At 62.5% G+C, this 15549-nt stretch carries 13 protein-coding genes and 1 tRNA gene; 9 read left to right on the top strand and 5 right to left on the bottom strand.

From position 1 onward, the window contains the following. The first annotated feature begins 66 nt into the window (after positions 1-66). Genes CEW89_RS17045 through CEW89_RS17020 form a run of 6 tightly spaced genes read left to right on the top strand, consistent with a single transcriptional unit; the run spans position 67 to position 5828 of the window. Positions 67-1035 (top strand): ABC transporter substrate-binding protein, encoded by a 969-nt coding sequence (locus CEW89_RS17045; protein ID WP_096806702.1) that lies wholly within the window; start codon positions 67-69, stop codon positions 1033-1035. After that, entirely contained in the window at positions 1035-2738 is a 1704-nt protein-coding gene (locus tag CEW89_RS17040; RefSeq protein ID WP_066706165.1) for an ABC transporter permease, read from the top strand. The genes CEW89_RS17045 and CEW89_RS17040 overlap by 1 nt, the downstream gene beginning before the upstream one ends. Further along, positions 2726-3766 (top strand): ABC transporter ATP-binding protein, encoded by a 1041-nt coding sequence (locus tag CEW89_RS17035; protein ID WP_096806701.1) that lies wholly within the window; start codon positions 2726-2728, stop codon positions 3764-3766. Before CEW89_RS17040 ends, CEW89_RS17035 begins: the two co-directional genes overlap by 13 nt. Beyond that, on the top strand, positions 3767-4834 hold the full coding sequence (locus tag CEW89_RS17030; protein ID WP_198403447.1) for an MBL fold metallo-hydrolase: 1068 nt from the start codon (positions 3767-3769) through the stop codon (positions 4832-4834). Further along, positions 4831-5370, top strand: coding sequence for a histidine phosphatase family protein (locus CEW89_RS17025; RefSeq protein WP_096806700.1), 540 nt, complete (start codon positions 4831-4833; stop codon positions 5368-5370). Before CEW89_RS17030 ends, CEW89_RS17025 begins: the two co-directional genes overlap by 4 nt. Further along, entirely contained in the window at positions 5367-5828 is a 462-nt protein-coding gene (locus tag CEW89_RS17020; protein WP_066706174.1) for a phosphatase domain-containing protein, read from the top strand. The genes CEW89_RS17025 and CEW89_RS17020 overlap by 4 nt, the downstream gene beginning before the upstream one ends. A gap of 788 nt (positions 5829-6616) precedes the next feature. Here the strand turns inward: CEW89_RS17020 and CEW89_RS17015 are convergent. From CEW89_RS17015 to CEW89_RS17005, 3 genes are all read right to left on the bottom strand, one after another. Further along, a tRNA-Ser gene (locus CEW89_RS17015) sits at positions 6617-6706 on the bottom strand. A 77-nt stretch (positions 6707-6783) separates the two neighbouring features. Next, positions 6784-7794 carry a GDP-mannose 4,6-dehydratase gene (locus CEW89_RS17010; RefSeq protein WP_096806699.1) on the bottom strand — a complete coding sequence of 337 codons (1011 nt, stop codon included), beginning with the start codon at positions 7792-7794 and terminating at the stop codon, positions 6784-6786. Positions 7795-7804: 10 nt separating this feature from the next. Then, on the bottom strand, positions 7805-8971 hold the full coding sequence (locus CEW89_RS17005) for a nucleotide sugar dehydrogenase (RefSeq protein WP_066706180.1): 1167 nt from the start codon (positions 8969-8971) through the stop codon (positions 7805-7807). Between the two features lie 353 nt (positions 8972-9324). On the opposite strand from CEW89_RS17005, the gene CEW89_RS17000 reads away from it, so the two are divergent. The 3 genes from CEW89_RS17000 (at position 9325) to CEW89_RS16990 (ending at position 13609) form a co-directional block, all read left to right on the top strand. Then, entirely contained in the window at positions 9325-10722 is a 1398-nt protein-coding gene (locus tag CEW89_RS17000; protein ID WP_096806698.1) for a coniferyl aldehyde dehydrogenase, read from the top strand. Positions 10723-10857: 135 nt separating this feature from the next. After that, positions 10858-12168: an esterase-like activity of phytase family protein gene (locus CEW89_RS16995; RefSeq protein ID WP_096806697.1), complete on the top strand. Its 1311-nt coding sequence runs from the start codon at positions 10858-10860 to the stop codon at positions 12166-12168. A 100-nt stretch (positions 12169-12268) separates the two neighbouring features. Then, positions 12269-13609, top strand: a complete 1341-nt coding sequence (locus CEW89_RS16990; protein ID WP_096806696.1) for an anti-phage deoxyguanosine triphosphatase — start codon at positions 12269-12271, stop codon at positions 13607-13609. Here the strand turns inward: CEW89_RS16990 and CEW89_RS16985 are convergent, their stop codons facing one another. Together CEW89_RS16985 and CEW89_RS16980 are read right to left on the bottom strand one after the other, a co-directional pair. Then, positions 13610-14578 (bottom strand): UDP-glucuronic acid decarboxylase family protein, encoded by a 969-nt coding sequence (locus CEW89_RS16985; protein ID WP_066706192.1) that lies wholly within the window; start codon positions 14576-14578, stop codon positions 13610-13612. A 31-nt stretch (positions 14579-14609) separates the two neighbouring features. Continuing rightward, a complete protein-coding gene (locus CEW89_RS16980; protein ID WP_157779901.1) occupies positions 14610-15392 on the bottom strand; it encodes a glycosyl transferase family 90 in 783 nt (260 codons plus the stop codon). Between the last annotated feature and the right edge of the window lie 157 nt (positions 15393-15549).

Here is a 15549-nt window from a genome sequence, read left to right as displayed (position 1 = left end):
GGAGGGAAATAAGGCCCTCGTGAATGACTTTCGAACGAAAGTAACCCCGCCTTTCAGGAGAGCCCCATGAAGACCTTCCTCACCACAACTGCCTTCGCCCTCATGGCCAGCACCGCCATGGCCGACACAATCACGCTTTACACCTCCCAGCCCAACGCCGATGCGCAACAGACCGTCGACGCCTTCATGGCCGCCAACCCCGGCACCGAGGTCGAATGGGTGCGTGACGGCACAACCCAGCTCATGGCCCGCCTGCGCGCCGAGATCGAGGCTGGCAACCCGCAGCCCGACGTGCTCCTGATCGCCGACACCGTGACGCTCGAAGGCATGGCGCAGGAGGGCCTGCTCGCCGCCTATCATTCGCCGGAAGCCGAAAACTACGACGCGGCACTCTCCTCGCCGGAGGGCTATTATTATTCCACCAAGCTGATCACCACCGGCATCGTCTACAACACCGGTGTGGAAACGGCTCCGACCTCCTGGAAAGATCTCGAGGACGCGGCGCTCAAAGGCCAGATCGCCATGCCCTCGCCGCTCTACTCCGGTGCGGCCCTCATCCATCTCGCGACGCTGACCGGCGATGAAAGCCTGGGCTGGGACTATTACGGCAAACTCGCCGCCAACGAGGCCCGCGCCCAGGGCGGCAACGGCGGCACGTTCAAGGCCGTGGCCTCGGGCGAGAAACCCTATGGCATGGTCGTCGATTACCTCGCCATCCGCAGCAAGGCCGACGGTTCCCCGGTCGGCTTCGTCTTCCCGGAAGAGGGCGTCTCCTATGTCACGGAACCGGTGGCGATCATGGCCTCCGCGAAAAACCCCGAGGGCGCGCAGAAATTCGTCGACTTCGTGCTGAGCCAGGACGGTCAGGATCTCGTGCTCGACATGGGCTACATCCCGGCCCGGAACGGCATGGGCGTGCCCGCCGGCTTCCCGGCCCGCGCGGACATCAAGCTGATGAGCTTCGACCCGATCGAGGCGCTCGCGAACGCCGAGGCCAACAAGGCGAAATTCACCGGGCTCTTCGGCGCAGAATAATGTCCCCGACGCTGCAAAAAGGAGGCAGCCGGTCCGAGACCCGGCTGCTTTCCACCATTCTCCTCCTCGCGATCTGCCTGACGCTGGCACCGGTGCTGCGCCTCCTCATCGAGGGCGTGACCGATCAGGGCGCGCCTTCGCTGTCGCGGATCGACACGGTGCTGGCACAGCCCGCGACGCTCAGCGCGCTCAGGCATTCGCTGATCACCGCCGGTCTCGGCACGCTGGTCTCGCTCGTGCTGGGCTCTGCCTTCGCCTTTCTCGTCGCACTCACGGATCTGCGCGCCAAGGCGGCGCTGGTGTTTTGCCTGATGATCCCGATGATGATCCCACCGCAAATCACCGCACTGTCGTGGACGCAGATCATGGGCCCGTCTTCCGTTCTGCTGAAAACCCTTGGGATCGCGCCACCTCTCGGTGCGCCGCAGCCGCTCTATTCGCCCGAAGGCATCATCTTCTTGCTGGGCATTCAGCACATGTCGATCGTTTTCCTGACCCTGCGCGCAGGGCTGCGCGCCATCCCGCAGGACGTCGTCGAAGCCGCCCGGATCAGCGGCGCGCGCGGCCTGCGCACCTGGTGGCAGGTAATCATGCCGCTGACGCTCCCGAGCCTCGCTGCGGGCACCGCCATCACCTTTGTCACCGCCCTCGGAAATTTCGGCATCCCCGCGATGCTCGGCATCCCTGCGGGCTATGTGACGCTGCCGACGCTGGTCTATCAAAAACTCGCCGGGATGGGCACGGGCGTGCTGGCCGAGGTTTCCGTCCTCGCCATGCTGATCGGCGCCGTCGCGGTCACGGGCATTCTGATCCAGCGGTTTTTCCAGAGCCGCCAGAAAATCCATCTCGTCGGCTCCACCTCCCGCCCGCTCGCGATCCCCCTGGGTGCGGCGCGACTGCCGGTGGAAGCCCTGCTCTGGGCCGTGGTCTTTGCGATCCTCGTCCTGCCGATGTTCGGCCTTTTGGCGACCTCCCTGGTGCCTGCTTACGGCGTGCCGCTGCGCCTCGACACGGTGACGCTCGCTTCATGGAATGACGTGCTGTTCCGCCAGCCCGTCACCGCCCGCGCCTTCGTCAATTCCTTCAGCCTTGCCTCCGGGGCGGCGGTGGTTCTCATGCTGATCTGCCTGCCGCTGGCCTGGTTGATGGAGCGCCATCCCACCCGCCTCTCGCGCCTGTTCGACAGCCTGCTCGACCTGCCCTATGCGCTGCCGGGCGTCGTCCTCTCGATCTCGATGATCCTCCTGCTGATCAAGCTGCCCTTCACCGACGCCACGCTCTACGGCACGATCTGGATCATCTTCCTCGCCTATCTCGCGCGGTTCTTCGCCGTCATGTTCCGCCCGGTGCAGGCAAGCCTCAAGCAACTCGACCCTGCCATGGCCGAGGCCGCACAATCGGTCGGTGCGGGGCTGTTCCAGCGCCTGCGCGACGTGATCCTGCCGCTTTCAGCCCCTGCGGCGGCGGCGGGGGCGATCCTCGTCTTCCTCACCGCGTTCAATGAGCTCACCGTCTCCGCGCTGCTGTGGTCCTCGGGCACCGAGACCCTCGGCGTGGTAATCTTCAACCTCGACGACAGCGGCGACACCGCCATGGCCAGCGCCCTCGCCATGACCATCGTCCTCGTGGTCATGGCACTCATGGGCCTGATCCAACTGGTCTCCCGCCGCTTCCCGAAAGGAGTCGTTCCATGGCAGACATAGAGATCGCCTCTCTCGGCAAACTCTTCGCCGGCACCCCCGCGCTTCAGAACATCACGACCCGTTTCGAAGACGGCGAGTTCATCGCCCTCCTCGGTCCTTCGGGCTGTGGCAAGACCACACTCCTGCGCCTGCTCGCGGGCTTCGAGATGCCATCGAGCGGCAGGCTGAGCATCGGCGGGCGCGACATGGCGACGGCGACCACGATGGTTCCGCCCGAAGATCGCAACATCGGATTCGTGTTCCAAAGTTACGCGCTCTGGCCGCATATGTCGGTGCGCCGCAACGTTTCCTACCCGCTGGAGATCCGCAAGCTGACGAAGCCCGAGATCGCCGACCGGACAGAGGCCGCACTCGCCGCCACCGGCCTCACGGCCTATGCCGATCGGATGCCCTCCGATCTTTCCGGCGGCCAACGCCAGAGGGTCGCGCTCGCCCGTTGTCTGGTGTCAGACCCGGACGCCGTTCTTCTCGATGAGCCGCTCGCCAATCTCGACGTCGCGCTGCGCGCCTCGATGCAGACCGTGTTCACCGATTTTCACAAACGCACCGGCGCGACCATGGTCTATGTCACCCACGATCAGGCCGAAGCCATGGCCATGGCCGACCGGATCGCGGTGATGGATCAGGGCCGCATCCAGCAATTCGACACGCCACAAACGCTCTATGAACGACCGAAAAACCGGTTCGTGGCGGAATTCGTCGGGCGCGGCACCGTCGTGCCGGTGAACGCGGTCGAACACCGCGAAAGCCAACTCCACGCCGATGTGCTGGGCACCCGGATCGCGATCCGCAGCGATGCGACGACCGGCATCAGCCACGTCTGCCTGCGCCCTGAGAACCTGAGCATTTCCGAGACCGGCGATCTGCGCGCGAAAGTGGCGCGTGTCACCTATCTCGGTGGCAAATACCTTCTGGAGACCGTCTCCGCCTGCGGCACACGGCTTCTGGCCGAGACCCGCGCGAAATTCGAGGTCGGCACCCAGCTCGGTCTCACCATCACCACCCCATGGGCCTTTTCCGAGGATTGAATGCAAAGCGTCAGACTACTTTCCGGCATCGGGGACAAGGGGCCCGCCTGCATACAATTGACCGTCGAGGATCGCATCTGGCTTCTGGATTGCGGCTTTGGCCCCGAAGCCAATGCGCATTTCAATCCCGACTGGCTCAAGGGCGCCTCCGCAGTGTTCATCACCCATGACCACATCGACCATATCGGCGGCGCCTCCCATGCGGTGGAGGCCGGCCTTCCGATCTACGCCACCGCGCAGACCGCCAAGTCCCTGCCCCCCGCCGCCAAAGTGCATCTTTTGCCGGAACAGGGCGAAACCGTCATCGACGGGGTGAAACTCACCACCGGGCGCAACGGCCATGCCATGGGCGGGGTCTGGATGCATTTCGATCTGGGCGAGGGGCTGTTCTATTCCGGCGACTGGTCCGAGGAATCCGACTGGTTCCCGCTCGACCTGCCGCCGCCCGCCGCAACCGCCATTCTCGATTGCTCCTACCATCTCGACGACGTGCCGCAGGCCGAACGCTTCGCGGTGCTCGATGCCCTGCTCGACGGGTTGCATGGTCAGGTGCTTTTGCCTGTGCCGCCGTCGGGGCGCGCAGGCGAGATGGCCCTGCACCTGATCCGGCGCCATGGCGAAGCCAGCGTGATGCTCGACCCGGAATGCCAGACTGCGCTGCGCGCCGCCCTTGCCAGCCGCACCCTCGCCCCTGATGTACAGGAGATCGCGCCCCTCCTCGACCGAGGCCCGATGGAGATGGCGCGCTTTCTGATCTGCGACACGCCCAATGCCGATGGCGGTGCCGCCTGGGGGTACGTGCGTGCCTGGAACGAAAGCGGCCGTCTGGGCCGGGACGCCCATGTGGTATTCACCGGCCATATGACGGCCCACGCCCGTGGTATCTGCGCCGTGCCCGGCGGGTATTTCCGGCGCTGGAACGTCCATCCGCCGCTGCGCGATCAGGTCAAGATGCTCGAACGTCTGGGCGCCAAACGCTTTGCCCCCGCCTTTTGCGCCCAACCGGAAGATTACCTGATCGAAGATCTCGGCGTGGAAATCTTCCTGCACGATCCGGTGCGGTTATGACAGAAATCCCAGCCAAAAGCTTCTGTCTGATCCGGCATGGCGAGACCACGGCCAATGCCGAAGGCCTGATCGCCGGGCGCACGGATGTGCCGCTCACGGAACTGGGGCGGGCGCAGGCCCGCGCCCTCTCCCGGCGCGATTGGCCCGCCCGGATCGCGCTCTACGCCAGCCCGATGGCACGCGCGCAGGAAACCTGCGAACTGGCCTTTCCCGACCGCCCCTTCACCCTGCACGAGGGGCTGCGCGAACGCGACTGGGGCGTCTATGAGGGCCGCCCCCTGCGCACGCAACCCGACAGGAACACGACACCCGAACAGGGGGAAAGCTGGCCGGACATGATCCGGCGCGTCGAACGGGCGATTGTCGGGATCTGCCAGACCGGCACCGACACCCTCCCCGTCCTGGTCTGCCATTCCGGCGTCATCCGCGCCGCGCGCCTGCTCTGGACCACCGGAGAGGTCGGCTCCCGCCCCCCCAATGCCACACCTCTTTTGTTCGAACGCTCGGGCAGCACCTTCAAGGAAAAAACCCTATGACACATCCCTCCAAACCCTGCGTGGTCTTCGATGTCGATGGAACGCTTGCGGAATTCGATGCCGACAGGCTCGGTCATCTCGTGCACGGGGTCGAGAAACACTGGGACGCCTTTCATCACGCCATGGCCGACGCCCCCCCGATCGCTCCGATCGCACGCCTGTTGCGACGGCTGAAGGAGAGCGGCGAGACCATCGTGATCTGTTCCGGCCGGCCAAGCGGCTGGGCCGAACACACCATGGCCTGGCTCCAGAAACACGACCTGCCTTTCGACGGCCTCTACCTGCGTGCGGCGGATCAGGACGCGGCCAGCGACCCCGATGTCAAACGCCGCGCGCTTGCCGAGATGAAGGCCGACGGGCTCGCCCCCTGGCTGATCATCGACGACCGCAGCTCCGTCGTCGAAGCCTGGCGCGCCGAAGGGCTCGTCTGCCTGCAATGTGCACCGGGCGAGTTCTAAGAGCCGCCGCAAAACAGTGATGTGCCCCTTGAAATTTGGCCTTGGGGAAAGGCTGAATTCCGAGCGGAGCACCGCATGGAGCACGGTTTTCCCGATCCCGGTCAGATCGAGCGGCGCGCGATGGACTTCGGAGCTGTCACGATCCGGGAGTTCATGCCATCGGACAACCCTCTGTGAAATGCCCCCCCCCCCGGGCAAACCCGCCCGGTTCGCCCTTTAGAAGTCTCCACGCATTCTCCGCGGGGTTCCGCGCCCCCATTCGGTCTCTGAAAAATAGAGAAAGATTTAGTCATCTCCGGGGCGCTTAATAGGTTGTTAGCCCATTTCCCGGCTTCATGAGGGAGAAGTGTATAAGTTGTGAACAGGAATGGTCGTCAGGATGGCGCAACCGAGCTTGCCTGAACCTGTCAGCCCCAAAGCAAAGGGGAGCGGTTTCTGGCACATAGGCGGCCAAGCAAAGCGTCCTGGAAGTTCTTACCAGCGGGTTCGCATGGGACCACACGCCCCCTGCGGGCCAAATGCAGCTTGTGAATGACGATGGATCAGTTGTCGAGTGTGCCTTGGTTTTGATGAACGACATCGATGCCAAGCTACCCGATCTGATCGCCCCCTGACACATGTCACATGACAAGCCCAAGAGGTTGTACCCTTGGTGTTGGCAGGATCAGCAGCTTTGGCAACGTTTTCGAAATATATATTTTTCACGACTACAGCCAAATTGCGAACATACAACGCGACATGCAAAGGCTCTTTGAAATCAAAATTTACCCAATGAAATCAATGGGTAATGGCGGAGACGAAGGGATTCGAACCCTCGAGACGGTTTCCCGCCTACTCCCTTAGCAGGGGAGCGCCTTCGACCACTCGGCCACGTCTCCGTCGACCCGTGTAATGGAGCCGTCACAGAGACACAAGCCAAAACAGAAGGCAAAATCACACGTCGAAGGTATCGCGCTCAGGCGTTGTAATATTGCCGATACCAGCGCACGAAATTGGCCACGCCCTCCGATACTGCGGTTTTCGGCGCATAGCCCGTCAGACGCTTCAAAAGCGAGGCATCCGCCCAGGTGGCGGGCACGTCGCCCGGCTGCATCGGCATCAGGTTGCGCTCTGCCTCCCGGCCCGTCGCCGTCTCGATGGCGGCGATGAAATCGGTGAGCTGCACCGCATCGTTATTGCCGATGTTCACCACGCGGAAGGGCGCCACGGGCGAGAGGCTGTCGCCCTCTTCCACCACGCCGTCCTCGGGTCGCACCGGCACCGCGTCGATCAACAGGCGGATGGCGTGGACGAGGTCTTCGACATAGGTGAAATCGCGCTTCATATCGCCGTAATTGTAGACGTCGATCGGCTTGCCCTCGAGGATCGCCTTGGTGAATTTGAACAGCGCCATATCGGGCCGCCCCCACGGACCATAGACGGTGAAGAACCGGAACATGGTGATCGGCAGATCGAAAAGATGGGCATAGCTGTGCGCCATGCTCTCGGTCGACTTCTTCGTCGCCGCATAGAAGGACATCTGGTGATCGGCCTTGTCGGTCTCGCGGTACGGCATCTCTTCATTGGCGCCGTAAGCCGAGGAAGTGGAGGCCAGCAGCATATGCTTCGGCGGGTGCGCGCGTGCGGCCTCCAAAAGCTCAAACGTGCCGATGATATTGCTCTCGAGATAGGAGCGCGGGTTCTCGATCGAATAGCGCACCCCCGCCTGAGCCGCGAGGTGGATCACCACATCGGGTTTTTCCGCCTCGAACAGCGACATCAAAAGACCCGGCGTTTCCACCTTGTCATGCACAGAACGATAGCTGTCATAGGCCGCAAGCGTCTCCTCGCGCCGCTCCTTGAGCGCCACATCGTAATAGTCGGACAGGCAATCGAGCCCGATAACCCGCCAGCCTTCCTCCAGAAGCGTGCGACAGACGAAAGAGCCGATGAACCCGGCGGCGCCGGTGACGAGAGCTGTGGGCATGTCGGTATCCTCAGTCGGCGTGGAACAGGTCGCGGGTGAAGATCTTATCCGCCACATCCGCAATCTCGTCGGTCATCCGGTTGGCAATGATCACATCTGCCTCCGCCTTGAACGCCGCGAGATCGCGCACCACGCGGGAGCCGAAGAAATCGTCTTCCTGCATCACCGGCTCATAGACGATCACCTCGATCCCCTTGGCCTTCACCCGTTTCATGATGCCCTGAATGGAGGACTGGCGGAAATTGTCCGACCCGGCCTTCATCACCAGACGATAGACGCCAACAACCTTCGGACGTTTGGCAATGATCTGATCGGCAAGGAAATCCTTGCGCGTCCGGTTGGTGTCGACGATGGCCGCGATCAGGTTCTGCGGCACCTCGGAATAGTTCGCCAGGAGCTGTTTCGTGTCTTTCGGCAGGCAATAGCCACCATAGCCGAAGGACGGGTTGTTGTAGTGATTGCCGATCCGCGGGTCGAGCGAGACCCCGTCGATGATCTGCCGCGTGTCCATGCCGCGCGACATCGCGTAGCTGTCGAGTTCGTTGAAAAACGCCACCCGCATGGCGAGATAGGTGTTGGCGAAAAGCTTGATCGCCTCCGCCTCGTCCGCATCGGTGAACAGCACCGGCGTGTCCTTGTCCATCGCCCCTTCGAGCAGCAGATCGGCAAAGGTACGGGCACGCTCGGACTGCTCGCCGACGATGATCCGCGAGGGGTGCAGGTTGTCGTAAAGCGCGCGGCCTTCGCGCAGGAATTCGGGGCTGAAAATCACCTGATCGGTGTTCATCTCGGCCCGCACGCGGCTCACGAAGCCCACCGGGATGGTCGATTTCACCACGATGGTCGCGTTCTTGTTCACCGCGATCACCTGCGCGATCACCGCTTCCACCGAGGAAGTGTCGAAATAGTTGGTATGCGTGTCGTAATTGGTCGGCGTCGCGACGATGACGAAATCCGCGTCGCGATAGGCCGACGGCCCGTCCGTCGTCGCCTTGAGGTGCAGGTCCTTGTGCGCCAGAAAATCCTCGAGCTCGACATCCACGATGGGCGAACGCCGGTCGTTGACCAGGGCGACGCGCTCCTCGGAAATATCGACCGCCGTCACCTCATGATGCTGTGACAGCAACACCGCGTTGGACATGCCCACATAGCCGATCCCGGCAACCGCAATTTTCATCTCAGGACCCTCAATAGAAATTCTTATGCTCCCCGTGTTACCGGATACGCCTCCGCCTATCCAGTCCGCTTTTGCCGCGCCCCTTCCCCGTCAACAATCTCCCCCCGTCCCGGCCCATCTGTCATCCCCCTGAGACAATTCCCGCCTATGACCGGGGCAACGACCCGGAATCAGTCCTGTGGGGAGCTGAAAATGACCGAGATCCGACCCTTCGCCTTCGTTCTCGCCTGCCTGTGGGAACCTTCCCGCAACGGTCTGCGCGCAACCTTGCGTCGCGCCCTCAAGCTCTGAGGCCGACACGGCTTGCCACGCGCCCCGGTTTTCTGGCTCAATGCCAAAAACGGGAGGCCGACATGACAACCGAACTCGAGACCACCTTCGCACGGGCAAGCGCCGCCCAGCGCGCCGCGCCTGTGGTCTCTCTCGACACACGTCTGGATCGGCTCGACCGGCTCGCCACTGCGCTGCTGGCCGCAGAACCCCGGCTGATCGCCGCCATGTCCGACGATTTCTCGCATCGCCCGGCGGTTGAGAGCCGTCTCTATGACATCGACCTCGTTCTGGGCGAGATACGCCATGCCAAACAGCATCTGAAACGCTGGATGCGGGTGCGGCGCGCGCCTGTGCCGCTGATCTACAAACCCGCCCGCGCCGAGATCCGGCCGCAACCTCTGGGCGTCGTCGGCATCATCTCACCGTGGAATTTCCCGGTACAGCTTGCCCTTGCGCCCATGGTCGCGGCTCTGGCGGCGGGCAACCGGGTGATGCTCAAACCCTCCGAGCTGACGCCCCGCACCTCCGACGCGCTGGCCGAGATGCTCGCGGGCGCCTTCTCCCCCGAAGAGGTCGCGACCGTCACAGGCGGACCGGAAGTGGCCAGCGCCTTTTCCGCCCTGCCCTTCGACCATCTGTTCTTCACCGGCTCCACCGCCGTGGGCCGCAAGGTGGCCGAGGCCGCCGCACGCAATCTCACGCCTGTCACCCTGGAACTGGGCGGCAAGAGCCCCGCCGTCGTGCTGCCCGGCGCCGATCTCGACCGTGCCGGGCGGCGCATCGCCTGGGGCAAGGCGATGAACGCCGGTCAGGTCTGTGTCGCCCCCGATTACGTTCTGGTGCCGCGCAAAAAGATGCTGCCCATGGCCGATGCGATCATGGGGGCCTTCATGCATTTCTTCCCTGAAGGCCCGGAAAGCCCGGATCTCGCCGCCGTGGTCTCCGACCGTCATCTCGCCCGGCTCGACACTCTTCTGGCCGAGGCCGAGGCGCGCGGTGCGAAAATCCTCCGCCTCGAAGGCCCCTCCGGCAATGCCCGCAAATTCGCCCCCGCCGTGGTGCTCGATCCGCCCCCCGACATCGCATTGATGCAGGAGGAAATCTTCGGCCCGATCCTGCCGCTTATCCCCTATGACAGCCCCGAGGAAGCTCTCGCCTTCGTCACCGCCCGCGACCATCCGCTCGCGCTCTATCTCTTCTCCGAGGACAAGGCGGAACAGGCGCATTGGCTCGACCACACGATCTCCGGCGGGGTCACAATAAACGACACGACGATCCATGTCGGCTTTGGCTCGCTGCCCTTCGGCGGTGTCGGTCCCTCCGGTCAGGGTGCCTATCACGGTCGCACAGGCTTCGAAACTTTCAGCCATCTCAAACCCGTGGTGCGTCAGGCGAAATGGAACGGCATGGCCGTGGCCGAACCGCCCTTCAAAGGCTGGCGCAAACGCGCGCTGGGGCTGATGCGCAAACTGATGTGATCCTGTCACGCAAGTTTTGCGGAATTTTGACCAAACGGTCGCAAATCCGTTGCGTTTCTTCGGTTCCTTGCGCGCATCGCTCCCGCACATCCTCGTGCCGGGACGACGAAGAAACGCATCACACAGGACAGTGACATGACCAAACCCGTTTACGGTGCAGCGCTTGCTGCGCTTATGCTTGCCGGTGCCGCCCAGGCCCAAGAGGCCTTTCCCGCCACACTCAAAGCCCAGGCCGAACTTTCCGGCCACACTTTCGTCCCCGCCCCCGAAGGCGCATCGCCCTATTACAACACCTCCGGCCGCTTCACCAATGGCGCGCGCAATGAGGTTCTGTACAGCAATTTCCAAGAGGCCACCGGCCTCGCGCTGCCGTTCCCCGGCCAGCCGCTTCAGGGGTTTTCCGGCATCCGCTCCTTGGGTGACGACCGTTTCCTCGTGCTGACGGACAACGGTTTCGGCTCCAAAGCCAATTCGTCGGACATCGTCCTGATGTTCAACATCGTCAAAGTCGATTGGGAGACCGGTCGTGTTGGCATCGAAAAAACGGTCCAACTGTCCGACCCGGACCACGTCGTCCCCTTCCCGATCATGAACGAAGCCACAGAGGCCCGCACCCTCACCGGCGCGGATTTCGATCTGGAATCCATCCAGCCGGTTGGTGAAAACTTCTGGATCGGCGACGAGTTCGGCCCGTGGATCATCGAAGTGAACGGCGAAGGCGAAGTGCTCCGCGTGCTGGCGACTGAGCCGGGTGGCGAGCTGATCCAATCCCCCGACAACTTCTTTGTCGCCACGCCGAACCCCGGCGGCGCCCTGCCCGAGACCGTCGTCTCCTACCGCTCCGGCGGCTATGAGGGCATGGCCTTGTCCGAGGACATGAAAACCCTCTACCCGCTGTTGGAAAAGCCGGTCTATGACCCGGAAACCGGCGGTAAGAAACATGTCGGCGGCAAACCGGTTCTGTCGATGTTCGAACTGTCCACCGAGACCGGCGCATGGGGCGACACGGTGCGCTACTTCCCGCTTGAGGACGAAAACCACGCCATCGGGGATTTCAACCTGATCGAAGGCACCCGTGGTCTGATCATCGAGCGCGACAACTTCCAAGGCGACCCGCGCGAGGGCTGGTCCGAGCAACCGGCGATGTTCAAACGCATCTACCTCATTGATCTGGAGCGGATGGACGAAAACAATGTCTTGGAAAAAATCGCCTATATCGACCTGATGAACATTCAGGACCCCGACGGCATCGCCCCGCGTGGCACGATGGATGGGGTCTACACCTTCCCCTATTTCACCATCGAGGATGTGGACCGTGTGGACGAGACCACCATCGTCGTCGCCAATGACAACAACTACCCCTTCTCGACCGGCCGCCAGCAAGGCCGGGTTGACGACAACGAGATGATCCTTCTCGACGTCGCGGACTTCCTGAAGGCAGAGTAATTACCGCCCCGGAGCGGCCTCCCCGTCGCTCCGGGGTTCCCCCATCTGGCCTTCCCTCTTTTGGCCTCATATGCTGCGCCCGAACCATGAGGAGGCGCAGATGTGGCTTGAACGCAGAGAGAGTTGGAGCGGACATTCCGAAGACGCGCGCGGTGCGGGCGATGTGGACTATGCCCGCGTGATCCATTCGGCCTCCTTTCGGCGGCTTCAGGGCAAGACGCAAATCCTCAACCTAGGCGACAGCGATTTCTATCGCACGCGGCTGACGCATTCGCTGGAAGTGGCGCAGATCGCCGGAGGCCTCGCGCGCCAGTTGGAGAAAAGCTTTCCCACACATCCCGCCACCGCCCATCTGCCGGATCAGTCGATGATCCATGCCATCGGCTGTTCGCACGATCTGGGCCATCCGCCATTCGGTCATGGCGGCGAGGTGGCACTGAATTATTGCATGCGTGACGTTGGCGGCTTCGAGGGCAATGGTCAGAGCCTGCGCATCCTGTCCCGGCTTGAGAGCTTTTCCCAGAACGCGGGCGCCAACCTGACCCGGCGCAGCCTCTTGGGGCTGTTGAAATATCCGGTTTCTTACGCACAGGCGCGCAACTCCGCGCTCAGGCCGAAACTGAGCGACAGTCCCGCAACGCTTAAACTCATCGACACTGAGGCCTCGACCCCGCCGAAATGTTACCTCGACAGCGAGCAGGACGTGGTGGAGTGGGTGCTTTCACCGCTCTCCCCCGAAGACCGCGCCGCGTTTTGTGCCATGGGGCCGGTGGAGGCGGGAAAACACCGCAAGGCGCTGCATAAATCCTTTGATTGCAGCATCATGGATCTGGCCGATGACATCGCCTACGGGGTGCATGATCTGGAGGACGCGATTGCGCTCATGCTTTTGACGCGTGAGGATTTCGTGGCGCATGTGTCGGCGGATGAGATCGGCGATTTTCTCGACATGCTCAAAGGCAAATACCCGGATCAGTTCGGCAATGACGTCTACGGCCAGATGCTCGATGGCTTGTTCGGCGACCGCAACACCCGCAAGCGCTTCATCTCGCGGTTTGTGAATTACTTCATCACCGCTGTGGGTTACACCGAAGTACCAGAATTCGCCGAACCGCTCCTGCGCTACCGCGCCAGCCTGCCCTCGGCACGGCGTCCGGTGTTGAAAGCGCTGAAAGACCTGGTGTTCAAAGTGGTGATCAAAAGCCCCAACGTGCAGCAGCTCGAATTCAAGGGCCAGCAGATGGTGGTCTCTGTCTTCGAAGCGCTCTGTTCCGATCCCGAGCGGCTTTTGCCGCGCGATCATCAGGAGCGCTATTCCGAAAGTGCCGGCGATCTGCGGGTGATCTGCGACTATGTCGCCGGCATGACCGACGCGGCGCTCCTCAAGACCTATGAACGTCTCTTCGCGCCGCGCATGGGATCGGTGTTCGACCGGCTCTGATCAGGCCTTCAGCTCCGGCAGAAGCGCGCGGAAATAGGCCACCGTGCGCTCCAGTCCCGCCTCGAGCGCGATTTCCGGCGCCCAGCCAAGCGTTTCGCGCGCCAGGGCAATCTCCGGCTGGCGCTGTTTCGGATCGTCCTGCGGCAGATCGCGGAACACCAGCTCCGACGCCGCCCCCGTCATCGCCACCACCTTTTCCGCCAGTTCGCGGATGGTGAACTCGGCAGGGTTGCCCAGGTTGATCGGACCGCTGACCTCGGGCCCGGTGTCCATCAGCCGGATGAACCCCTCGACCAGATCGTCGACATAGCAGAAGGACCGGGTCTGATTGCCATCGCCATAAAGCGTGATCGGCTCCCCCATCAACGCCTGCACAATGAAATTCGACACCACACGCCCGTCGGCATGATGCATCCGCGGCCCGTAGGTGTTGAAAATCCGCGCCACCTTGATCTCCAGACCGTGCTGGCGGTGATAGTCGAAAAACAGCGTCTCCGCGCAGCGCTTGCCCTCGTCGTAACAGGACCGCGGCCCGATCGGATTGACATTGCCCCAATAACCCTCCGGCTGCGGATGCACCGCCGGATCGCCGTAGACCTCGCTGGTCGACGCCTGAAAGATCTTGCATTTCAGCCGCTTGGCCAGCCCCAACATGTTGATCGCACCATGCACCGAGGTCTTGGTCGTCTGCACCGGGTCATGTTGGTAATGCACCGGGGACGCGGGACAGGCGAGGTTGTAGATCTCGTCCACCTCGACATAGAGCGGGAAGGTCACGTCATGACGCATGAATTCGAAACGCGGATGGCCATGCAGATGGTCGATGTTGCGTTTGGTGCCGGTGAACAGGTTGTCGGCACAGATCACATCATGCCCCTGCTCCAACAGCCGGTCCATCAGATGCGAACCGATGAACCCCGCCCCTCCGGTCACAAGAATGCGTTTTCGACTGTCGTAAAGGCGTGCCATATCAAATCTTTCCAAAGGGTTGCGGCCCGGATCAGGCCCAGTTCCGTTCAATGATCTCCGTCGCCCGCCGGGTCTCGCTTTCGAAGGTGAGCGCACGGGCAAAGGCCTGACCGTGTTCGGCGATTTCACGCGCCTCACGGTCGTGGCTGCGCACCCAGTCGACCTTCTCGGCAAGATCGGACAGGTCCGACTTCACCGGCACGAAATGTTCGAAGGGCACGATCTGGTCGTAATACCACTGCCGGAAACCGAACTGGCTGTCGACCTTGAGCACGCAGCAGCCAAGCTTGAGCCGCTGCATGAAATTGCACCAGGCATTGGAGAACCCGTCCACGTCGAGCGCGTATTTGTCCCCGGCCCAGTCCTGCCAGTTCCGTCGCGGCCCCATCAGCCCGGCGGCGGCGCATTGCGCCTCCTGCCTGTGGCTTCCCCCGGGCACAAAACGGGCATCGACCCCCTCGATCTCGCGAGCAGCCATGGCAAAGCGCAATCTCTGCATCACCCACGGTTTGTCCATATGCTCCGGGTCCAGAGAGAACAGCCCGACGCTGTTGTTCTGCCCGCGCCAATAGATCGTCTCGCCGCGATCCGCCCATTGCGGCGCCTCCAGCGCCAGCCGGTCGGTCTCGGCATAACCGCGATCACGAAAGAAATGCTGGTCCGGCACGAGCACCTTGTCGCGAAAACAGCTCGAATAGGTGAAGCGCGCATGGCCCACGAATTCCCCGTCCGAAATATCGCAGGAGATCCGTTCGACTTCGGGGGCGCTTTGCGAGAACCAATAGAGATAGGCCGAGGCAACATGTCCGTGCAAGTATAAATCACGAGAAAAATACTCTGGATTGTAGAGATATCTGACCTTCTCTCCCTCACGCAGAAGATGGATTTCAAAATCGCTCACCACTTCTTCCGACGGAGAAAAGCTGAGGTCAGGGATGGCAGCTCCAACCTGCTCGAAATAGCTTTGCAAA

The sequence above is a fragment of the Celeribacter ethanolicus genome, from assembly GCF_002407265.1.
Taxonomy (GTDB): domain Bacteria; phylum Pseudomonadota; class Alphaproteobacteria; order Rhodobacterales; family Rhodobacteraceae; genus Celeribacter; species Celeribacter ethanolicus.
The sequence above is the reverse complement of the archived record's forward strand: the minus strand, read 5'-3'. Positions and strand labels throughout refer to the sequence as shown.